We start from the raw sequence: 15,474 nt of genomic DNA, 5'->3' as shown, positions 1-15,474 counted from the left end.
AACTTTATAAAACTTTTTCTGGGGCCAAAAAATTGGCAGCAGGCGCCCATTATCTCTTTTTGTTATAATTTGTCATTTGCAAATAATTGACTATCAAAAAAAGCAGGAGTAATATTACACTATTAAACAGTTCGTAAATGAACTATTCAAATATGAATGAAGGTGGACAATATGCATTGTGAAAATCAACCGAATATGCGCTCTGGAGAGCTGTTCCGCGCCATTTGGCGTGTAAATCTAAGTATGAGAAAAATTGTGCAAAGAACAGCCGTTACGAATGACCTTACAGTTCCGCAATATGCAGTATTAATGACTTTAGCGCCTTATAGGGAAATGACCCAAAAAGAACTTGGCCAGATGATGCAATTTCCAAAAAGTACGTTAAGTCAGGCTGTGGATGGACTTGTTCAAGCAGGCTTCATGGAGCGGCATCCTGTTAAGGAAAACAGGCGAGAAATGCAATTAATCCTTAGTAATGAAGGAAAAACGCAAATTCAAACGATGAAAGAGCAGGAAGGCGGTATAAACCGCGTTTTCGAATCAGCGATTGATACGTTGCAGGCGAAGCAATATGCAGAATTACTTGCTTCACTTGACCAAATTGCCAAATTTTTAGAAGAAAAATCCCCAGAGCAAGGAGAAGGGTCGAATGATTAAAATATTGAAAAATCTTTCGTTTTATAAGTGGATTGTGTTAGCAGTGTTCGGTTTAGTTTTTGTGCAGTCGATGGCTGACCTCTTCTTGCCAACTCTTATGGCCGATATTATTGATAAAGGAGTCGTAATTGGTGACAAGCCTTACATTTGGAAAATAGGCGGCTTCATGCTGTTAGTCGCTGCCATTGGCATGGTTGCGTCGGCAGTGGGAAGCTATTTTTCAGCGAAGGCAGCAATGGGGTTAGGCCGGGATCTTCGGAGAAAAGTATTTACACATGTAGAGAATTTTTCCCTTCAGGAATTTGATCAAATCGGAACAGCTTCATTAATTACAAGAACGACGAATGATATTACCCAAATTCAGCAAGTTGTGATAATGATGCTACGTATGGTTATAAGTGCACCAATTATGTTTGTCGGCGGTGTTATTATGGCTGTTTCCAAGGATGCGAAATTATCGCTTGTCATCGTGGCAATCATCCCAATTTTAGTTGGGACAGTTCTCCTTATTATGAAAAAAGGAATCCCGCTTTTTAAATTAGTGCAAAAACGGCTTGATCAATTGAACCTTGTCTTACGTGAAAACTTAACAGGCATTCGCGTCATTCGTGCTTTTAATCAGGAAAAGCAAGAGCAAGATCGCTTACAATTTGCCAATAAAGAATTAACCGATGTTTCCATTAAAGTAAACAAAGTTATGGCATTGATGATGCCCGTGATGATGCTTGTTATGAATCTAACCGTTGTGGCTGTTATTTGGTTTGGCGGGATTCGCATTGATAATGGGGGCATGCATATTGGGGATCTAATGGCTTTCATTCAATACGTCATGCAAATTATGTTTGCCCTTGTTATGGCTTCGATGATGTTCGTGATGATTCCTCGTGCTGCTGTATCAGCTAAGCGTATTAATGAAGTTCTTGAAATGAAACCAACATTACTTGATAAAGGATCCGCCAAAGCTAATCGGGAACGCGGTACACTTGAATTTGAGCATGTGACATTCCATTACCCGGGAGCGGAAGAACCTGCCCTTTCCGACATTAGTTTTCGCGCCAATTCAGGAGAAATAACGGCGATCATTGGCGGAACAGGAGCGGGAAAAACAACTCTCGTAAACTTAATTCCGCGCTTTTATGATGCGACAAGCGGGAATGTTCGGATTAATGGGGTCAATGTACAGGATGCCCCTCATGAAGAAATTCGCTCACGTATAGGTTTTGTTCCGCAAAAGGCTTTACTTTTTTCGGGAACGATTGCCGAAAATATTCGCTTCGGAAAAGAGGGTGCTTCTCAAGAAGAAATTGAACATGCGGCTAAAATCGCACAAGCTGAAGAATTTATCTCCAAAATGGAGAATGGCTATGAATCAATCATTTCACAGGGTGGTTCAAACGTATCAGGCGGACAGAAACAGCGCCTATCGATTGCACGAGCGCTTGTCAGAAAACCAGATATTTATATTTTTGATGATAGCTTCTCAGCCCTTGATTATAAAACAGATGCAAAATTACGTGCGGCATTAAAGAATGAAACACAAAATGCAACGGTTATTATCGTCGCTCAAAGAGTTACATCTGTCATTGACGCTGATCGCATTATCGTATTAGATGACGGAAAAGTGGCCGGAATGGGAACACATAAGGAATTGCTTGAAAACAATGAAGTATATCGTGAAATTGTCGAATCCCAGCTCTCTGAGGAGGAAATTGCATGAGTAAACATAGAAAAGCCGCTCCTATGGGCGGGGGGCCGATGGGGCACGGAAATATGATGATGGCCGGCCAAAAAGCGAAGAATTTTAAAGGAACTTTAAGGCGTTTGCTTAAGTATTTAAAACCACGAAGCAAACAATTGCTGATTGTATTATTAGCGGCTATTATGAGTACAGTTTTCATGGTTGTCGGTCCGAAAATTATGGGGAACGCCCTTACTGAACTTTTCGAAGGGGCTTATAAAAAGCTGATGGGGGTACCAGGTGCTGGCATTGATTTCACGGCGATTGGAAAGTTGTTGCTGCTCTTAGGCGGACTTTATGTCATAAGCAGCGTGTTCAGCTATATTCAACAATACGTTATGTCTAGCGTCGCACAGAAAACAGTTTTCGATTTAAGGGAAGATGTAAATAAAAAGCTCGAAAAACTTCCGCTTAAATATTATGACGGACGCCCAAACGGTGAAATTTTAAGCCGGGTAACGAATGATATTGATACTATTGGAAGCACACTTCAACAAAGTGTTACGCAATTTATTACGTCGGTAGTCACGATTGTTGGAATTATCATAATGATGCTATCCATCAGCCCGCTTTTAACGTTAATCTCCATTGTGAGTCTACCGTTATCAATGTTCGCGATGGGGCCAATTCTGAAAAGATCTCAAAAGCATTTTGCAAGCCAGCAGAAGACACTCGGCCAATTAAACGGGCATATTGAAGAAATGTATACAGGTCACCAAGTCGTGAAAGCATTTAGCCATGAAAAAAAGGCGATCGACCAATTTGATGAAGTGAATGAAAAGCTGTATGATGCCGGCCGAAAAGCGCAATTCATTTCTGGATTGATTATGCCGGTGATGTTTTTTATCGGCAACTTGAGCTATGTGCTAATTTGTATTGTCGGCGGGATTTTGGTTACGAATCGTGCCATTTCTATTGGAGATATTCAAGCCTTTATTACGTATTCTCGTCAATTCACTCAGCCTATTATGCAAACGGCGAACATCGCGAATATTATTCAGGCAACCATTGCTGCAGCTGAACGCGTGTTTGAGCTTCTTGATGAAGAGGAAGAGAAGAAGGAAGTGGAGACAGTCAGCCTTGAGCAAGCCAAGGGAGCTGTTGCTTTCGAACATGTAGACTTTGGATACGGGGAAGATTTATTAATCGAGGATATGAATATTCAAGTTCAGCCAGGTCAGACTGTTGCAATTGTTGGACCTACAGGTGCCGGAAAAACAACCTTAATCAATCTTCTCATGCGATTCTATGAATTAAATGATGGGAAAATCACAATCGATGGACTAGACACACGTGAAATGTCACGGGGAAATCTGCGGTCCACTTTCGGTATGGTCCTTCAAGACACATGGCTTTTTAATGGAACGATTAAGGAGAATCTTCGTTTTGGTAAAAAGGATGCCACGGATGAGGAAATCATTGCGGCTGCCAAAACCGCTTATGCTCATCATTTTATCCGCACCTTGCCAGAAGGTTATGACACTGTTCTAAACGAGGAAGCCTCCAATATTTCACAAGGGCAAAAACAGCTATTGACGATTGCCCGAGCCGTTCTCGCGAATCCGCCGATTATGATTTTAGATGAAGCGACATCAAGTGTCGATACACGGACTGAGGCCCTCATCCAAAAAGCGATGAATCGCCTAATGGAAGGAAGAACAAGCTTCGTCATTGCTCACCGCTTATCTACCATAAGAGATGCTGATTTGATTTTAGTTATGGATCAAGGAAAAGTTATCGAACAAGGAACACACCTCGAATTATTAGAGGCTAATGGCTTTTACGCTGATCTTTATAATAGTCAGTTTGAGAAGGATCTAGCAGTATAGAAGAAAGAGGCTTGACTCCGTATGGGAGTCAGGCCTTTTTCTGTTTCTTTTGGACAAAAAACGAGTGTGTTATTGGGTCAATGTCCACATTTGTTTAAAAAATTTAAAAAACCCAAAAATTTTATTGACTAGGGGTGGATAGGCAAGTAGAATAAAAACAGAGCTAGTGATAATAATTCTCATTATCATAACAAAAAGACAAAGGTGGACAAAGCAATGAACATTACTAAACTATTTAAGCCTTTCCTAGCAAGTGCTTTATTAACAGTTGGTTTAGCTGGCTGTGGAGCAGCTGATAACAGCTCCGAAGGAGAGAAATCAGCTGAAGAACCAAAAAAAGCCGAGAATCAAGTTGTCAATGTTTATACAGCTAGACACTATGAGGCCGATGAAGAAGTATATAAGAAATTTACAGAAGAAACAGGCATTAAAGTTAATGTCGTAAAAGGCGAAGCTGAAGAGCTTATTGAGCGTTTAAAGCGTGAAGGCGAAAGCACACAGGCGGATTTATTCATTACTGTTGATGGTGGCGTTCTGGCTAACGCAAAGAATAATGATATTCTTCAGCCAGTTAAATCAGATATTATTGATAAAAATGTTCCTGCCAACCTTCGTGATGCAGACGATAACTGGATAGGGATGTCTACAAGAGCACGTGTCATTGTTTACTCGAAAGATCGAGTAAAACCAGAAGATCTATCTACATACGAAGCATTAACAGATGAGAAATGGAAAGGCAAAGTGCTTGCTCGTTCTTCAACAAGCCTTTACAACCAATCATTACTTGCTTCTTTTATTGAGTTAAACGGTGAAGAGAAGGCAGAGCAATGGGCACAAGGAATTGTAAACAACTTTGCGCGTCAGCCGGATGGCGGTGACCGTGACCAAGCAAAAGCGATTGCAGCTGGAGTTGGTGATGTAGCCATTATGAATACTTACTATGTTGGATTGCTAGTAAACTCTGAGGATCCTGAAGAAAAGAAAGTGGGAGAAAGCATCGGCGTATTCTTCCCGAACCAAGAAACAAATGGCACACATGTGAATATTAGCGGAATTGGATTAACGAAACATAGTAAAAATCCTGAAAATGCTACGAAGCTAATTGAATATATGACAGGTGTAGAAGCACAAGAATACTTATCTGCACACAACTTTGAATTCCCAGTGAATCAAGAAGCGAAAAAACCTGAACTTCTGCAATCATGGGGCGACTTTAAAATGCAAGAATTGAATTTCGATACTTTAGGAGAGCATAATCATAAAGCTATTGAGATATTCAATAAAACAGGTTGGAAATAAAAATGGGTATACACCAAGTGAAACGATTTTTCCAAAAGGATTTCAATAGTTGGTGGATTATCAGCATGGTGGGGGCGGCGGTTATACTGCTGCCCATCCTGTTTATCTTTTTATCCCTTTTTCAGGAGCCTAACCAGAACTGGTTTCAGATTCGCCAATATTTATTAAAAACATATGTCGCAAATACGATAATCCTTGTACTTTTAACAGGGATTTTTACTGCGTTTTTGGGAGTAACACTTGCATGGCTGACTTCGGCCTATGATTTTCCTCTTAAGCGGTTTTTCCGCTGGGGATTATTATTGCCACTTGCGATCCCGCCTTATATTGCGGCCTATACGTATCGAACGATGTTCAGCTATACGGGCGTGATCCAATCGACGCTAAGGAACCAATTTGATTATCAAATCAATCCTGAGCTCTTATCGATTTCATCTTTACGCGGAGCGATTTTCATCTTTACGATTTTTCTTTTTCCATATGTTTATATAATGACGAGGGCTTTTCTTGAAAGCCAAAGCTCATCTTTTTTCGAAAATGCGAGGCTGCTTGGGAGAAAACCACTCGCGATTTTTGTTCAGGTTGTGCTTCCCCTCTCAAGACCGGCTATTGTAGCGGGGGCAGTCCTTGTCGTTTATGAAGTACTAAGTGATTACGGAGTGACAAGTTATTTTGGTATTCATACGATTTCCACTGCGATTTTTCAAACGTGGTTTGGCATGTATGATATTGATTCAGCAATGAGACTTGCTGCTTGGCTAATGGTAATTATTGTAGGGCTATTTTTCTTAGAAAGGCTGTTGAGACAAGGGCGGCGCTACAATGTAAATAATAAATCAAGACCGCTTGTGCCAATAAAGCTGAAGGGAGCAAAAGCTGCCGCTGCATTTTTGTATTGCAGTATCATATTTCTGCTCGGATTTCTCATTCCGCTCATCCAGCTTATTGCATGGGCGAAGCTGACTTTTCATAAAGTTTGGAATGAGAGCTTCTTCACATTGTTTTTCCAAACGGTGTATGTGGCCGTGATTGCTACGTTGCTTATTCTCGTTTTAGCTGTTATCGTGGCGAATGTATGCCGCACCCATTCAACAGGTTCTTATGTTTTAGCAAAATTAACGACTACAGGCTATTCCATTCCGGGAGCGATTATCGCGATTGGGGTACTCGCCATGTTTATAACACTTGATAAATGGCTTGCCCCTGTTTATTCTTTTATGGGATTAGGAAATACCCCATTGATCTTAAGTATGTCTTTAGTGATGCTGATTGTCGGCTATACAATCCGTTTTATGGCAACAGGTTTTAATGCAGTCGAAGTCGGATTTGAAAAAATCGGAACGAAGTATTCGGAAGCATCGAGAATGCTAGGCCTTGGCGTGACGAAAACATTTTTTAAAGTGGATCTTCCTTTAATTAAGGGTGCATTAATAAGCGGATTTATTTTAACCTTTGTTGAAATTTGCAAAGAGCTTCCACTAGCGTTACTATTGAGACCTTTTAATTTTGATACGTTAGCAACAAAAACTTTTCAGTATGCAAAAGATGAAATGATTTATGAAGCGTCGATATCATCCTTAATGATTATTGGCATTAGTGTGTTGTCTGTCGTCGTGTTTCAAATGATTGATAAGAAGGTGCAGCGATGAAAGTAGTTGAAATCCAAAATCTTTGTTTTGGCTATTCTCGAGCGGGAACGCCGATTATTGACGATTTTTCTTTTACGTTGAATACTGGTGAGATTGTCGGTGTATTAGGGCAGAGCGGGAGCGGCAAAAGCACATTGCTGCGTTTAATTTCTGGTTTAGAAATGCCAACGAACGGGACAATTTCGATTGCAGGCAAAGAGGTTGTTGGGAAACGCAAATTTGTTCAGCCGGAAGATCGCGGGGTCGGTATGGTGTTTCAAGACTATGCACTATTTCCACATATGAATGTAAAGGAAAATATTTCATTTGGCTTATCCCGTATGCCGCGGAAGGACCGAAAGCCACGTGTGCAAGAGATGCTGGAGCTTGTCCATATGGAGGACTTTGGCGATCGGTATCCACACGAGCTTAGCGGCGGGCAGCAGCAAAGGGTGGCACTCGCAAGGGCGCTCGCACCAAAGCCGAACATTTTATTAATGGATGAGCCCTTCAGTAATCTAGACGCCGATCTGAAGGAGTCTATTCGAGAAGAATTGCTATCCATTTTGAAAAAAGCAAATATGACCTGTATGATTGTGACGCATGACCGCAAAGACGTAGAAGCCATTTGCGACAACAGCATTACAATGTGTCCGCTCATTGCGGAGCAAGGTGCAGCAGGGCAGAAGTTTCAGACATTGCCATAGGATAAATGAAGTATTGAATAAATAATTTTGAGGACCTGCGGAATGCAGGTTCTTTTTTTGATTTAAAAAGATTTATATCAAGGTGGTGCGTCATGTCAAGTCCCTACACCAAAAATGAGTATCCATAAAGTTACTTAGCCCCAAACAAAAAAACTGGACACTAAGCGTCCAGTTTTTCTAAAGACGGTATTCAATTTCAATAAATATTGACTAATCCGCTCGATACAGTGATGTTCAGCTTATATTTTCCTGAGCCAGACTGTCCGCTAATTTTATTTTTCTCTTGAATTTTATCATTAAGTGGAATGTCTGTTTTGATGATGCCGCTGCTTACCTTGCCATTTAAAGTAAAATCGGCATTCTTCGGCAGACCAAGCCTTAAGTGTCCGGAGCTTACCTCGACATCGATGTTATCTGTTACTTTGTCCATTTGAATATCTAATTGGCCCGAAGAAACGTCAGCCTTCAGCAATCCTTCATAATGGCGGAGCTTTACAATCCCTGAATTTACATCGATCGAGCCTTCTTCGGTTTTTAAAGAATCGATAGTAACCATTCCTGACGAAACATCGTTACTGAATTCTTTAATGACTAGATTTTTTAAGTCGATTTTTCCTGAACCTAGATTAATATCGAGCTTATCAAGCTTCATTGGCTGCTTATTAGATTTTCCTTCAAAAACTAAATATCCTGAGCCGACCTCAATATCCATGTTACGGTCATAGTCATCGGGAATATAGATGTTCAGAACGGTTTTATTCTTGAAGTTTGGAAAGCCCTTTAACCAGCTACGCTTATATTTTACAAGAATACGATCCCCGCTCTTCTTCACAGAAAGGGTCCCCTTGCCATCGAGCTCAGCTTTAATATTGCTTCTTTTCTCCGGAATAATGACGGTTTTGACCGAGGAAGCATCAATTTCTACATGATTAATTTTCTTAGTTACATTAGCTTCCGCCACCTCATTTCCAAATGAAAAAATGCGCATGACATTCAAATTCATTAAAAGATATAGTCCAATTAAAACGAAGAAAATGATTAATATCCTTTTCAATTCAATCCCTGCTTTCGGCTTAGTTATTCATCTTACATTAATCTTATGAAATCATCCGCAAGAAATCATTGAGCCACAGCTTTAATTATAACTAAGACTTAAGGCTGATTGTTGTACTAAAATAGAGGAGATTATGCGAATTTGAAATTTTTTAAAACTTTTTTCGGAAAAAGATGTCTAATACATAGAACGAACATGAGGAGGATCTTATGTGAGCTTTGAGGATACGGTACGAAAAGCCATGAATGGGGACGATCAGGCTTTTTTAGAAATAATAAAAGCAGTAAAAATAGATTTATATAAAACAGCTTTAGCGTATTTACACAATGAAGGGGAAGCGATCGAAGCGATACAGGAAGTTACCTTTCGCGCTTATCGCGGACTGAAGGACCTTAGGGAGCCAGCCTTTTTTAAAACATGGATCATTCGGATCATGATTAATTATTGCAATGACACGCTAAAGAAGCAAGACCAGCTTATTATGAACGAAGATCTATTGCTTACGGAAGGGAAAATAGACGATTATCATCAGTTTGAAATCGAGGATGCGATGCAAAGTTTGGATGATCGTTCCCGTGAAATTATTACAATGAAGTATTTTCATGATTTGAAAATAAAGGAGATTGCCGAAGCCCTTCATTGTCCAGAAGGAACCGTCAAGACATGGCTATATAAAGCGTTAAAAACATTAAAGGAAAAGCTTGTGGAAAAAGGGGGCATTTCAAATGTTTGAGAAGGAAGAACAGCAGTTAGCCAAATGGAAAAAAGCTTATGATGATATGCCATTCCCTGAGGATAAAATAGAAGAAGCGATCTTGAAAGGATATAATCGAGCAGTTGTTGAATCAAAAGTAAAACCACGGAGAAAGAAATGGTTATTTTCATCAATGGCGGCTGCCATATTAATCATTAGCTTTCTCACGAGCATTCGAATTTCACCTGCATTTGCTCATTATGTTTCCGTCATTCCCGGTATGGAAAAAATCGTTGAGCTATTTAGCGATAATAAAGGATTAATGTCAGCTGTTGAAAATGAGTATATGCAGGAAATTAATGCTACCCAAGAAAAGAATGGGGTAAAGGTAACGATTGATTCTGTGATCGCTGATGAGAATGGCATGGTTGTTTTTTATACATTGGAAACGAAGGAGAATCAGGAATTATTTGATATTAGAGATATTAATTTTAAGTCGGCAGATGGAACAGAGTTGAGTTTAGGCAGTTATTCTGGCGGCATCCAGATGGGGGAGTCGAGAAAAAGTCAAGCTTCAGCGATGGAGTTCTATTTTCAGAAGCCTTTAACGACAAAACAATTCATTGTGGACTTTACGATCATTACTGATGATTATAAAGAATCTTTTCAATTTCCTTTCTCAATTGAAAAGCCATTAAAGGTTTCAAAAACGTACACATTAAACAAGGCGGTAACGATTGAAGATCAAAAGGTGATTATTAAAGATATTCAAATCTATCCGCTTCGTGCCGCTGTTCATATCGTAATGGATCCGGAAAACAGCAAGAAAATATTTGCTTTTGAAGATATCCGGCTCGTGGATGAAAACGGCGAGTCTTGGACGAAAATCGCAAATGGCGTAACGGCTAGTCATATAAGTGAAAATGAGCAAATCGTTTATTTGCAAAGCAATTATTTTAAACAGCCGAAAGAACTTTATCTTGTGATTAATAAACTTCAAGCAGTTGATAAAGAGGATGCTTACGTTGTGGTTGATACGGAGAAACAGCAAATACTAAAGCAGCCAACGGGAAATCATCTGACAAATGTCAAGCTAGAGGGTCAGGAGTTAAGATTTGTTTTGGATACAAACAGCGAATTTTTTTATGCAACCCCATTTAATTCAATGAAGGATGTAAATGGAGAGACCGTTTACTTTTCACAATTTCTAACGAGTGATGACAACGGCAATCGAGTTATAGGTGTTAATCTTCCTTCGAAGCAGGAAATCAATTATCCAAATCCAATTGAACTTGAACTCTGTTTCTTCCCATCCTGGATAAAGGGAGATGTCCATATTAAAGTTGAATAGCTTCGGAAAATGAAATGCTTCCCTCCACGCAATGGCAAAGGGAAGCATTTTCTTGTTGTCCAGCTCCAACGGCTAGCCCCTCGAGGTCATAAGCCACTTTATGAATGAAGGCAAAGTACACCTTCCTTCATAAAGCGTCTTATGCTTGTCGGGGCTGGGCAAGCCGTTTCTGCTTTTCGTATTACTCAACTTTATTACTTTGATCTTTATTCCTCTTATTCCCCTTGCTATTATCGCCACTTACAATGTCGGCCTGGTTAGCTGTTGGTGAGTTTTGATTTTTGCTTCCTTTGTTGTATTTTTTAGTCATGTTAGAGCTCCTTTTTAATATTTTTAGAAGTACAGAGATATTTCCCCTGCAACTGTTTCATTCTATAGTTTGTCATTAAGCTCTTATTTATGTACTTTTGAAAGGGCAAAAAAAAATGCCTCCAACAGGAAGCATGAAAAAAGGGGGAAATACACTTTGTATTTATAGTGTTCCCGGTTGTAAATCTTTTATACATATTTATATTAAAAATATTAAATTAAGTCATTCACTCGATAGATTTTGCCGCTTTCCACTTGATCGCCAAATAGCAAGTTTACGAGTGCATTCGCAACTGTTTCTGCAGGTCGCAGCAAGCCTTGCTCTTTATACTCTTTAAACTTTTCAAGATCAAAGAATGCTTCTTTTGAAGAGGAGCGAATCGTGCTTTGCATATCCGTATCCATAATTCCAGGGCTGAAGGCGATAATCTCATGATCGGACCCTGCTGTTTGTAACTCGGCAGCGGCAGTTTCTGTAAACATATTTAGCCCAGCCTTTGTACTGCAGTAAGCACTCCATCCTTGAATAGGTCTCTCGGCAGCGCCGGAAGATACATTTACAATCTTCAGTTTAGAGCCTCTAAGTTTTAATAGGGTATTCGTAATGACCATAGGAGCTGTTAAGTTAACATTCACATTTTGGACCAGTGCTTGATGATCGAGAGTTCCAACAGTCGTTATTGGGTCAATCGCACCAGCATTGTTGATCACATAAGTGATCTCCGGCTTTTTGGAGTCTAGAAGAGAGAGAATTTCATGGAAGCATTTCTCCACTTCTTCGGGAACAGCAAGATTACAAGAAAAATGCTGGTAGAACACTTGATTAACTGATGCCTTCTCTTTAAGTTCTGCATTCTCTGTTCTCGAAACTGCAATGACTCCAACTTTTTCTGTGATCATTCTTTCTGCAATTGAGGCGCCAAGACCTTTTGATGCCCCTGTAATAATAGCGAATCTCATCGAATCCCTCCAATATAAGTTTATATATCTATTAAAGCAGACTCATTCAAAATTGCATATACGTTGGGCGCTGATAACGGACATTTCGCCCGGATAAAGTCCCCGAAGTGTCCGTTACAACCTATCAACTACTAAGCATCAAGATCCTTTCCCATTTACCATTTCTGCCTTCCAATAATGTTCATTAAAAATCTCTGCAAATACATCAATGGAATTATAGAGCTCTGTTAAATCATTTTCCACGCCGCCGAATTCAATGAGGATCGAGCGATCGGACAAGTCTTGATTATAAATTCCATTTCCTTCACTTTTCCCTTTTTTAAAGACACCTCTACTAATACCCGGGAATTTTGCTTCAAGGCTATGGTGAAGCTCGGTAGCCAGCTGTAAATTTTTTTGATAGTTTTTATGTTCTTTTCCGACAACGAAAAACATGCGGGCATATTTTTTGCCGTTTATATCTTTTGTTGTCAACTCGTGTCCTTGAGAATCTCGATGAATATCAATCATGAATTTTAAATCTTTATTTGATGCCATCGCTGTTTGCGCTACCTCGCGGGACAGAAGATAGCTTTCATTGTAAGTCCAATTTTTTTGATTGAGAAGGGTGGCCATATTTGTTGTATCGTGCTCCACACCAATCCCTTTCAGCGCTAATTCTTCACTCAGCTTTTTGCCGACCGCGATTACGTTGACCCGTTCATTCGAGCTAACTGCTTCATCTGGATGAGTAACACCTTTTAATAGCGGCGAGAAGGATTCCCAGCTATGAGTATGGTAAATCAAAACGCTTTTTTTACCGTCAAAAGGAGAAGGTGTGTTCTTTGGGTCTTCGCTAGGAAGATTCTCGCTCACAATCTCTTTTTCTTTTAAAAGAAAATCAATTGGCGGTGCGGATTCAAAGGGGAGATTCGTATAATCTGTTCCTTCTCCCGCTATTTCAATGCCTGTCTCAAAGATGGAATACCCAGGGAGTTCTCGACCTAAAAAGGTGCGAATATCTGTTGGCTTAATATTTGTTGCGAGCCTGAAAGCCATTTCGGAAATATTGGGAAAATGATTCCCACCTTCTTGGGGAAAATAATGATTTTCCGCTTGAAACAAATGGACAAACAGCTGATCAGCCTTTATATCTTTTAATAGTGAGTTCATATGTTCAGATGTAAAAGCAGAAGAGTTGAATGCTACGATCCCCGCTACAATAAAGAAGAAGAGAATACTAAACAGCCATCCATACAGATAGATTAGAAAAGAATGTGTTCCCGTTCTTTTATTCATATATACCCCTCCACCTGTCCAATGTATGCGCGCTCGAAAAGAATTAGAAGTTATATTTCAAAAGCATAGAGGTCGCTTAATATGGCAAAGCTATTTAACAGTCTATGAATCAAACAAATCTGTTATGATGAAGGGACTCCCAATATCAGGAGTTCTTTTTATTTCGATAATATTTCATTTTTTTATCACAATTAACATTTATAGTTTAGCTATAGATGAGAGGAAAGAGGGAATGGAGCTTGAAAAAGTGGATTTCTATAATAAGTATGAGTTTATTATTTTTGGCAGGCTGTGGGACAAACGGTCAAAAAGATCAACAGGCCGAGGATGTGTTGCCAGAGATTATTGAGGCAAATTTAGACGTCCCTGAAAAAGCGGAGGTTGGGGAAGAAGTGCTGCTTGCTGTAACCGTTACCCAAGGGGAAAAGGCGGTTGAGGACGCAAATGAAGTGAAATTTGAAATTTGGAAGGAAGGGCAAAAGGATTCAAGTAAACTGGTAGAAGCTAAGCATACAGAAAAAGGCAAATATGAAGCTACCTACGCATTTGAAGAAAATGGCCTTTTCAATGTCCAATCCCATGTAACGGCGAGAGATATGCATACAATGCCGACGAAACAAATTCAAGTTGGAGATGTGGGAGCAGAAGAACATGAGCACCATGAAGAAGGCGGCGAGGAACATCATCACCATGATAGCGATGTATCCATCCATCTGCAAAAGCCAGATCAAATAAAAGCCAATGAGCAAACGGCTCTAGCAGTACATTTGCAAAAAGGCAGTGAACCAATATTAAAAGCCAACGTAAGACTAGAGATTTTTCAAAAAGGTTCAAATCCAGCATGGGTGAATATGACGGAAGGCACGAATGGAGAGTATCAAACTGATTATGCATTCCCAGCAAGCGGTGACTATATCATTCGCGTTCATGTGGAAAATGACGAAGGTCTTCATGAACATACAGAGGTTGAAGTAACAGTTGAATAGAGTAAAAATAAGTGCATCGACTTTGCGGTGCACTTATTTTTATTGGAATTCGGATAATATGTGTTCACTTAAATGAGCCAGATTTAAGAGTTCTCTCTCGCTTATTTTTATTTTTATGAATAAAATAAGAGTAGACAGGGAGAAAAGCAGGTGGAGACAATTGAAAAATACTCATCTTTTATTTAACACAGGAATTGGCAGGCAAAAACCAAATAGTATTCGTAATAAAGAGGTGAGCTGTCCGTTTTGCGAAAGAGAAAAGCTGACAGATATTTTGGCAGAGGAAGGCTCTATTCTTTTATTGAAAAATAAATTTCCCGTTCTTGAACATACGTATCCAACCGTTTTGATTGAAACAGATGATTGTCACAGTGAGCTATCGGTCTATCCTGAGGATCATTTAATTAGGCTAATCCGGTTTGGGCTCACTCATTGGCAGAAAATGATGGCTTCCAATAAGTATAAATCCGTCATCTTCTTCAAAAATCACGGACCGTTATCAGGCGGTACGATTGCCCATCCACATATGCAAATCATCGGGTTAGAGGATATTGATTATGGAGAGAAGGTAAAGGCGAGTGATTTTGAAGGTTTAACAATCCATGAAAAAAACGGCACGGTCTTTTCCTTATCGACAGTACCAAGGGTCGGATTTTATGAGTTTAATGTGAAGCTAGGGGATATCCAGGATATTACTGCCTTTGCTAAATATATTCAGACCGCTGCCCACTATATTTTGCATCATTTTCCTTTTCCGTGCACGAGCTATAATCTGTTCTTTTACAAATACAATGAAAGCATTTATGCAAAGGTTGTGCCACGTTCTGTGACAACCCCGTTATTTATCGGGTATTTTATTCCACAAGTTCCAAATAATATAGAGTGGATGAAGAATGATGTTCACGAGCGTTATTTTGGAAAAGGGTAGAAAATAAAACCAAAAGATGCAAAGCCGTTGTTATTTACCATGAGAAAAAATATAAT

At 39.6% G+C, this 15,474-nt stretch carries 14 protein-coding genes; 10 read left to right on the top strand and 4 right to left on the bottom strand.

Annotation, left to right across the window (positions count from 1 at the left end; translation table 11 throughout):
* Positions 1-171: 171 nt before the first annotated feature.
* The 6 genes from F7731_RS13590 to F7731_RS13565 all read left to right on the top strand — a co-directional run bounded on the left by F7731_RS13590 (position 172) and on the right by F7731_RS13565 (position 7,858).
* Positions 172-657: a MarR family winged helix-turn-helix transcriptional regulator gene (locus tag F7731_RS13590; protein ID WP_151535331.1), complete on the top strand. Its 486-nt coding sequence runs from the start codon at positions 172-174 to the stop codon at positions 655-657.
* Positions 650-2,374, top strand: coding sequence for an ABC transporter ATP-binding protein (locus F7731_RS13585; RefSeq protein ID WP_151535330.1), 1,725 nt, complete (start codon positions 650-652; stop codon positions 2,372-2,374). The genes F7731_RS13590 and F7731_RS13585 overlap by 8 nt, the downstream gene beginning before the upstream one ends.
* Positions 2,371-4,224 (top strand): ABC transporter ATP-binding protein, encoded by a 1,854-nt coding sequence (locus tag F7731_RS13580; protein ID WP_151535329.1) that lies wholly within the window; start codon positions 2,371-2,373, stop codon positions 4,222-4,224. The genes F7731_RS13585 and F7731_RS13580 overlap by 4 nt, the downstream gene beginning before the upstream one ends.
* A 216-nt stretch (positions 4,225-4,440) precedes the next feature.
* Positions 4,441-5,523, top strand: a complete 1,083-nt coding sequence (locus tag F7731_RS13575; protein ID WP_151535328.1) for a Fe(3+) ABC transporter substrate-binding protein — start codon at positions 4,441-4,443, stop codon at positions 5,521-5,523.
* A 2-nt stretch (positions 5,524-5,525) separates the two neighbouring features.
* A complete protein-coding gene (locus F7731_RS13570; protein ID WP_151535327.1) occupies positions 5,526-7,172 on the top strand; it encodes an ABC transporter permease in 1,647 nt (548 codons plus the stop codon).
* Complete coding sequence (locus F7731_RS13565; protein WP_151535326.1) at positions 7,169-7,858, top strand: ABC transporter ATP-binding protein; 690 nt, start codon at positions 7,169-7,171, stop codon at positions 7,856-7,858. Before F7731_RS13570 ends, F7731_RS13565 begins: the two co-directional genes overlap by 4 nt.
* Before the next feature lie 196 nt (positions 7,859-8,054).
* On the opposite strand, the gene liaG is transcribed toward F7731_RS13565, so the two are convergent.
* Positions 8,055-8,912: a LiaG family protein gene (gene liaG / locus F7731_RS13560; RefSeq protein WP_151535325.1), complete on the bottom strand. Its 858-nt coding sequence runs from the start codon at positions 8,910-8,912 to the stop codon at positions 8,055-8,057.
* A gap of 211 nt (positions 8,913-9,123) precedes the next feature.
* On the opposite strand from liaG, the gene F7731_RS13555 reads away from it, so the two are divergent.
* Entirely contained in the window at positions 9,124-9,645 is a 522-nt protein-coding gene (locus F7731_RS13555; protein ID WP_246197211.1) for a sigma-70 family RNA polymerase sigma factor, read from the top strand.
* Positions 9,638-10,957: a DUF4179 domain-containing protein gene (locus tag F7731_RS13550; RefSeq protein ID WP_151535324.1), complete on the top strand. Its 1,320-nt coding sequence runs from the start codon at positions 9,638-9,640 to the stop codon at positions 10,955-10,957. The genes F7731_RS13555 and F7731_RS13550 overlap by 8 nt, the downstream gene beginning before the upstream one ends.
* Positions 10,958-11,138: 181 nt before the next feature.
* On the opposite strand, the gene F7731_RS27085 is transcribed toward F7731_RS13550, so the two are convergent.
* The 3 genes from F7731_RS27085 to spoIIP all read right to left on the bottom strand — a co-directional run bounded on the left by F7731_RS27085 (position 11,139) and on the right by spoIIP (position 13,504).
* The gene (locus F7731_RS27085) at positions 11,139-11,267 is read right to left on the bottom strand and encodes a hypothetical protein (RefSeq protein ID WP_281352347.1); all 129 of its coding nucleotides are present in this window, start codon (positions 11,265-11,267) and stop codon (positions 11,139-11,141) included.
* 212 nt (positions 11,268-11,479) lie between these two features.
* On the bottom strand, positions 11,480-12,226 hold the full coding sequence (locus F7731_RS13545) for a (S)-benzoin forming benzil reductase (RefSeq protein WP_151535323.1): 747 nt from the start codon (positions 12,224-12,226) through the stop codon (positions 11,480-11,482).
* Positions 12,227-12,364: 138 nt separating this feature from the next.
* Positions 12,365-13,504, bottom strand: coding sequence for a stage II sporulation protein P (gene spoIIP, locus F7731_RS13540; protein WP_151535322.1), 1,140 nt, complete (start codon positions 13,502-13,504; stop codon positions 12,365-12,367).
* 239 nt (positions 13,505-13,743) lie between these two features.
* Between spoIIP and F7731_RS13535 the strand changes: the two genes are divergently transcribed.
* A complete protein-coding gene (locus F7731_RS13535; protein ID WP_246197210.1) occupies positions 13,744-14,490 on the top strand; it encodes a FixH family protein in 747 nt (248 codons plus the stop codon).
* Between the two features lie 160 nt (positions 14,491-14,650).
* A complete protein-coding gene (locus tag F7731_RS13530; protein WP_151535320.1) occupies positions 14,651-15,418 on the top strand; it encodes a DUF4931 domain-containing protein in 768 nt (255 codons plus the stop codon).
* The last annotated feature ends 56 nt before the right edge of the window (positions 15,419-15,474 follow it).

The sequence above is a fragment of the Cytobacillus depressus genome (assembly GCF_008923245.1).
GTDB classification, from domain to species: Bacteria; Bacillota; Bacilli; order Bacillales; family Cytobacillaceae; genus Cytobacillus; species Cytobacillus depressus.
This window is presented reverse-complemented; position numbering and strand designations above follow the sequence as displayed.

Bases quoted from the DNA above. Each gene is read 5' to 3' on its own strand.
- F7731_RS13590 (WP_151535331.1), top strand. From the start codon at position 172: ATGCATTGTGAAAATCAACCGAATATGCGCTCTGGAGAGCTGTTCCGC.
- F7731_RS13585 (WP_151535330.1), top strand. From the start codon at position 650: ATGATTAAAATATTGAAAAATCTTTCGTTTTATAAGTGGATTGTGTTA.
- F7731_RS13580 (WP_151535329.1), top strand. From the start codon at position 2,371: ATGAGTAAACATAGAAAAGCCGCTCCTATGGGCGGGGGGCCGATGGGG.
- F7731_RS13575 (WP_151535328.1), top strand. From the start codon at position 4,441: ATGAACATTACTAAACTATTTAAGCCTTTCCTAGCAAGTGCTTTATTA.
- F7731_RS13570 (WP_151535327.1), top strand. From the start codon at position 5,526: ATGGGTATACACCAAGTGAAACGATTTTTCCAAAAGGATTTCAATAGT.
- F7731_RS13565 (WP_151535326.1), top strand. From the start codon at position 7,169: ATGAAAGTAGTTGAAATCCAAAATCTTTGTTTTGGCTATTCTCGAGCG.
- F7731_RS13550 (WP_151535324.1), top strand. From the start codon at position 9,638: ATGTTTGAGAAGGAAGAACAGCAGTTAGCCAAATGGAAAAAAGCTTAT.
- F7731_RS27085 (WP_281352347.1), bottom strand. From the start codon at position 11,267: ATGACTAAAAAATACAACAAAGGAAGCAAAAATCAAAACTCACCAACA.
- F7731_RS13545 (WP_151535323.1), bottom strand. From the start codon at position 12,226: ATGAGATTCGCTATTATTACAGGGGCATCAAAAGGTCTTGGCGCCTCA.
- spoIIP (WP_151535322.1), bottom strand. From the start codon at position 13,504: ATGAATAAAAGAACGGGAACACATTCTTTTCTAATCTATCTGTATGGA.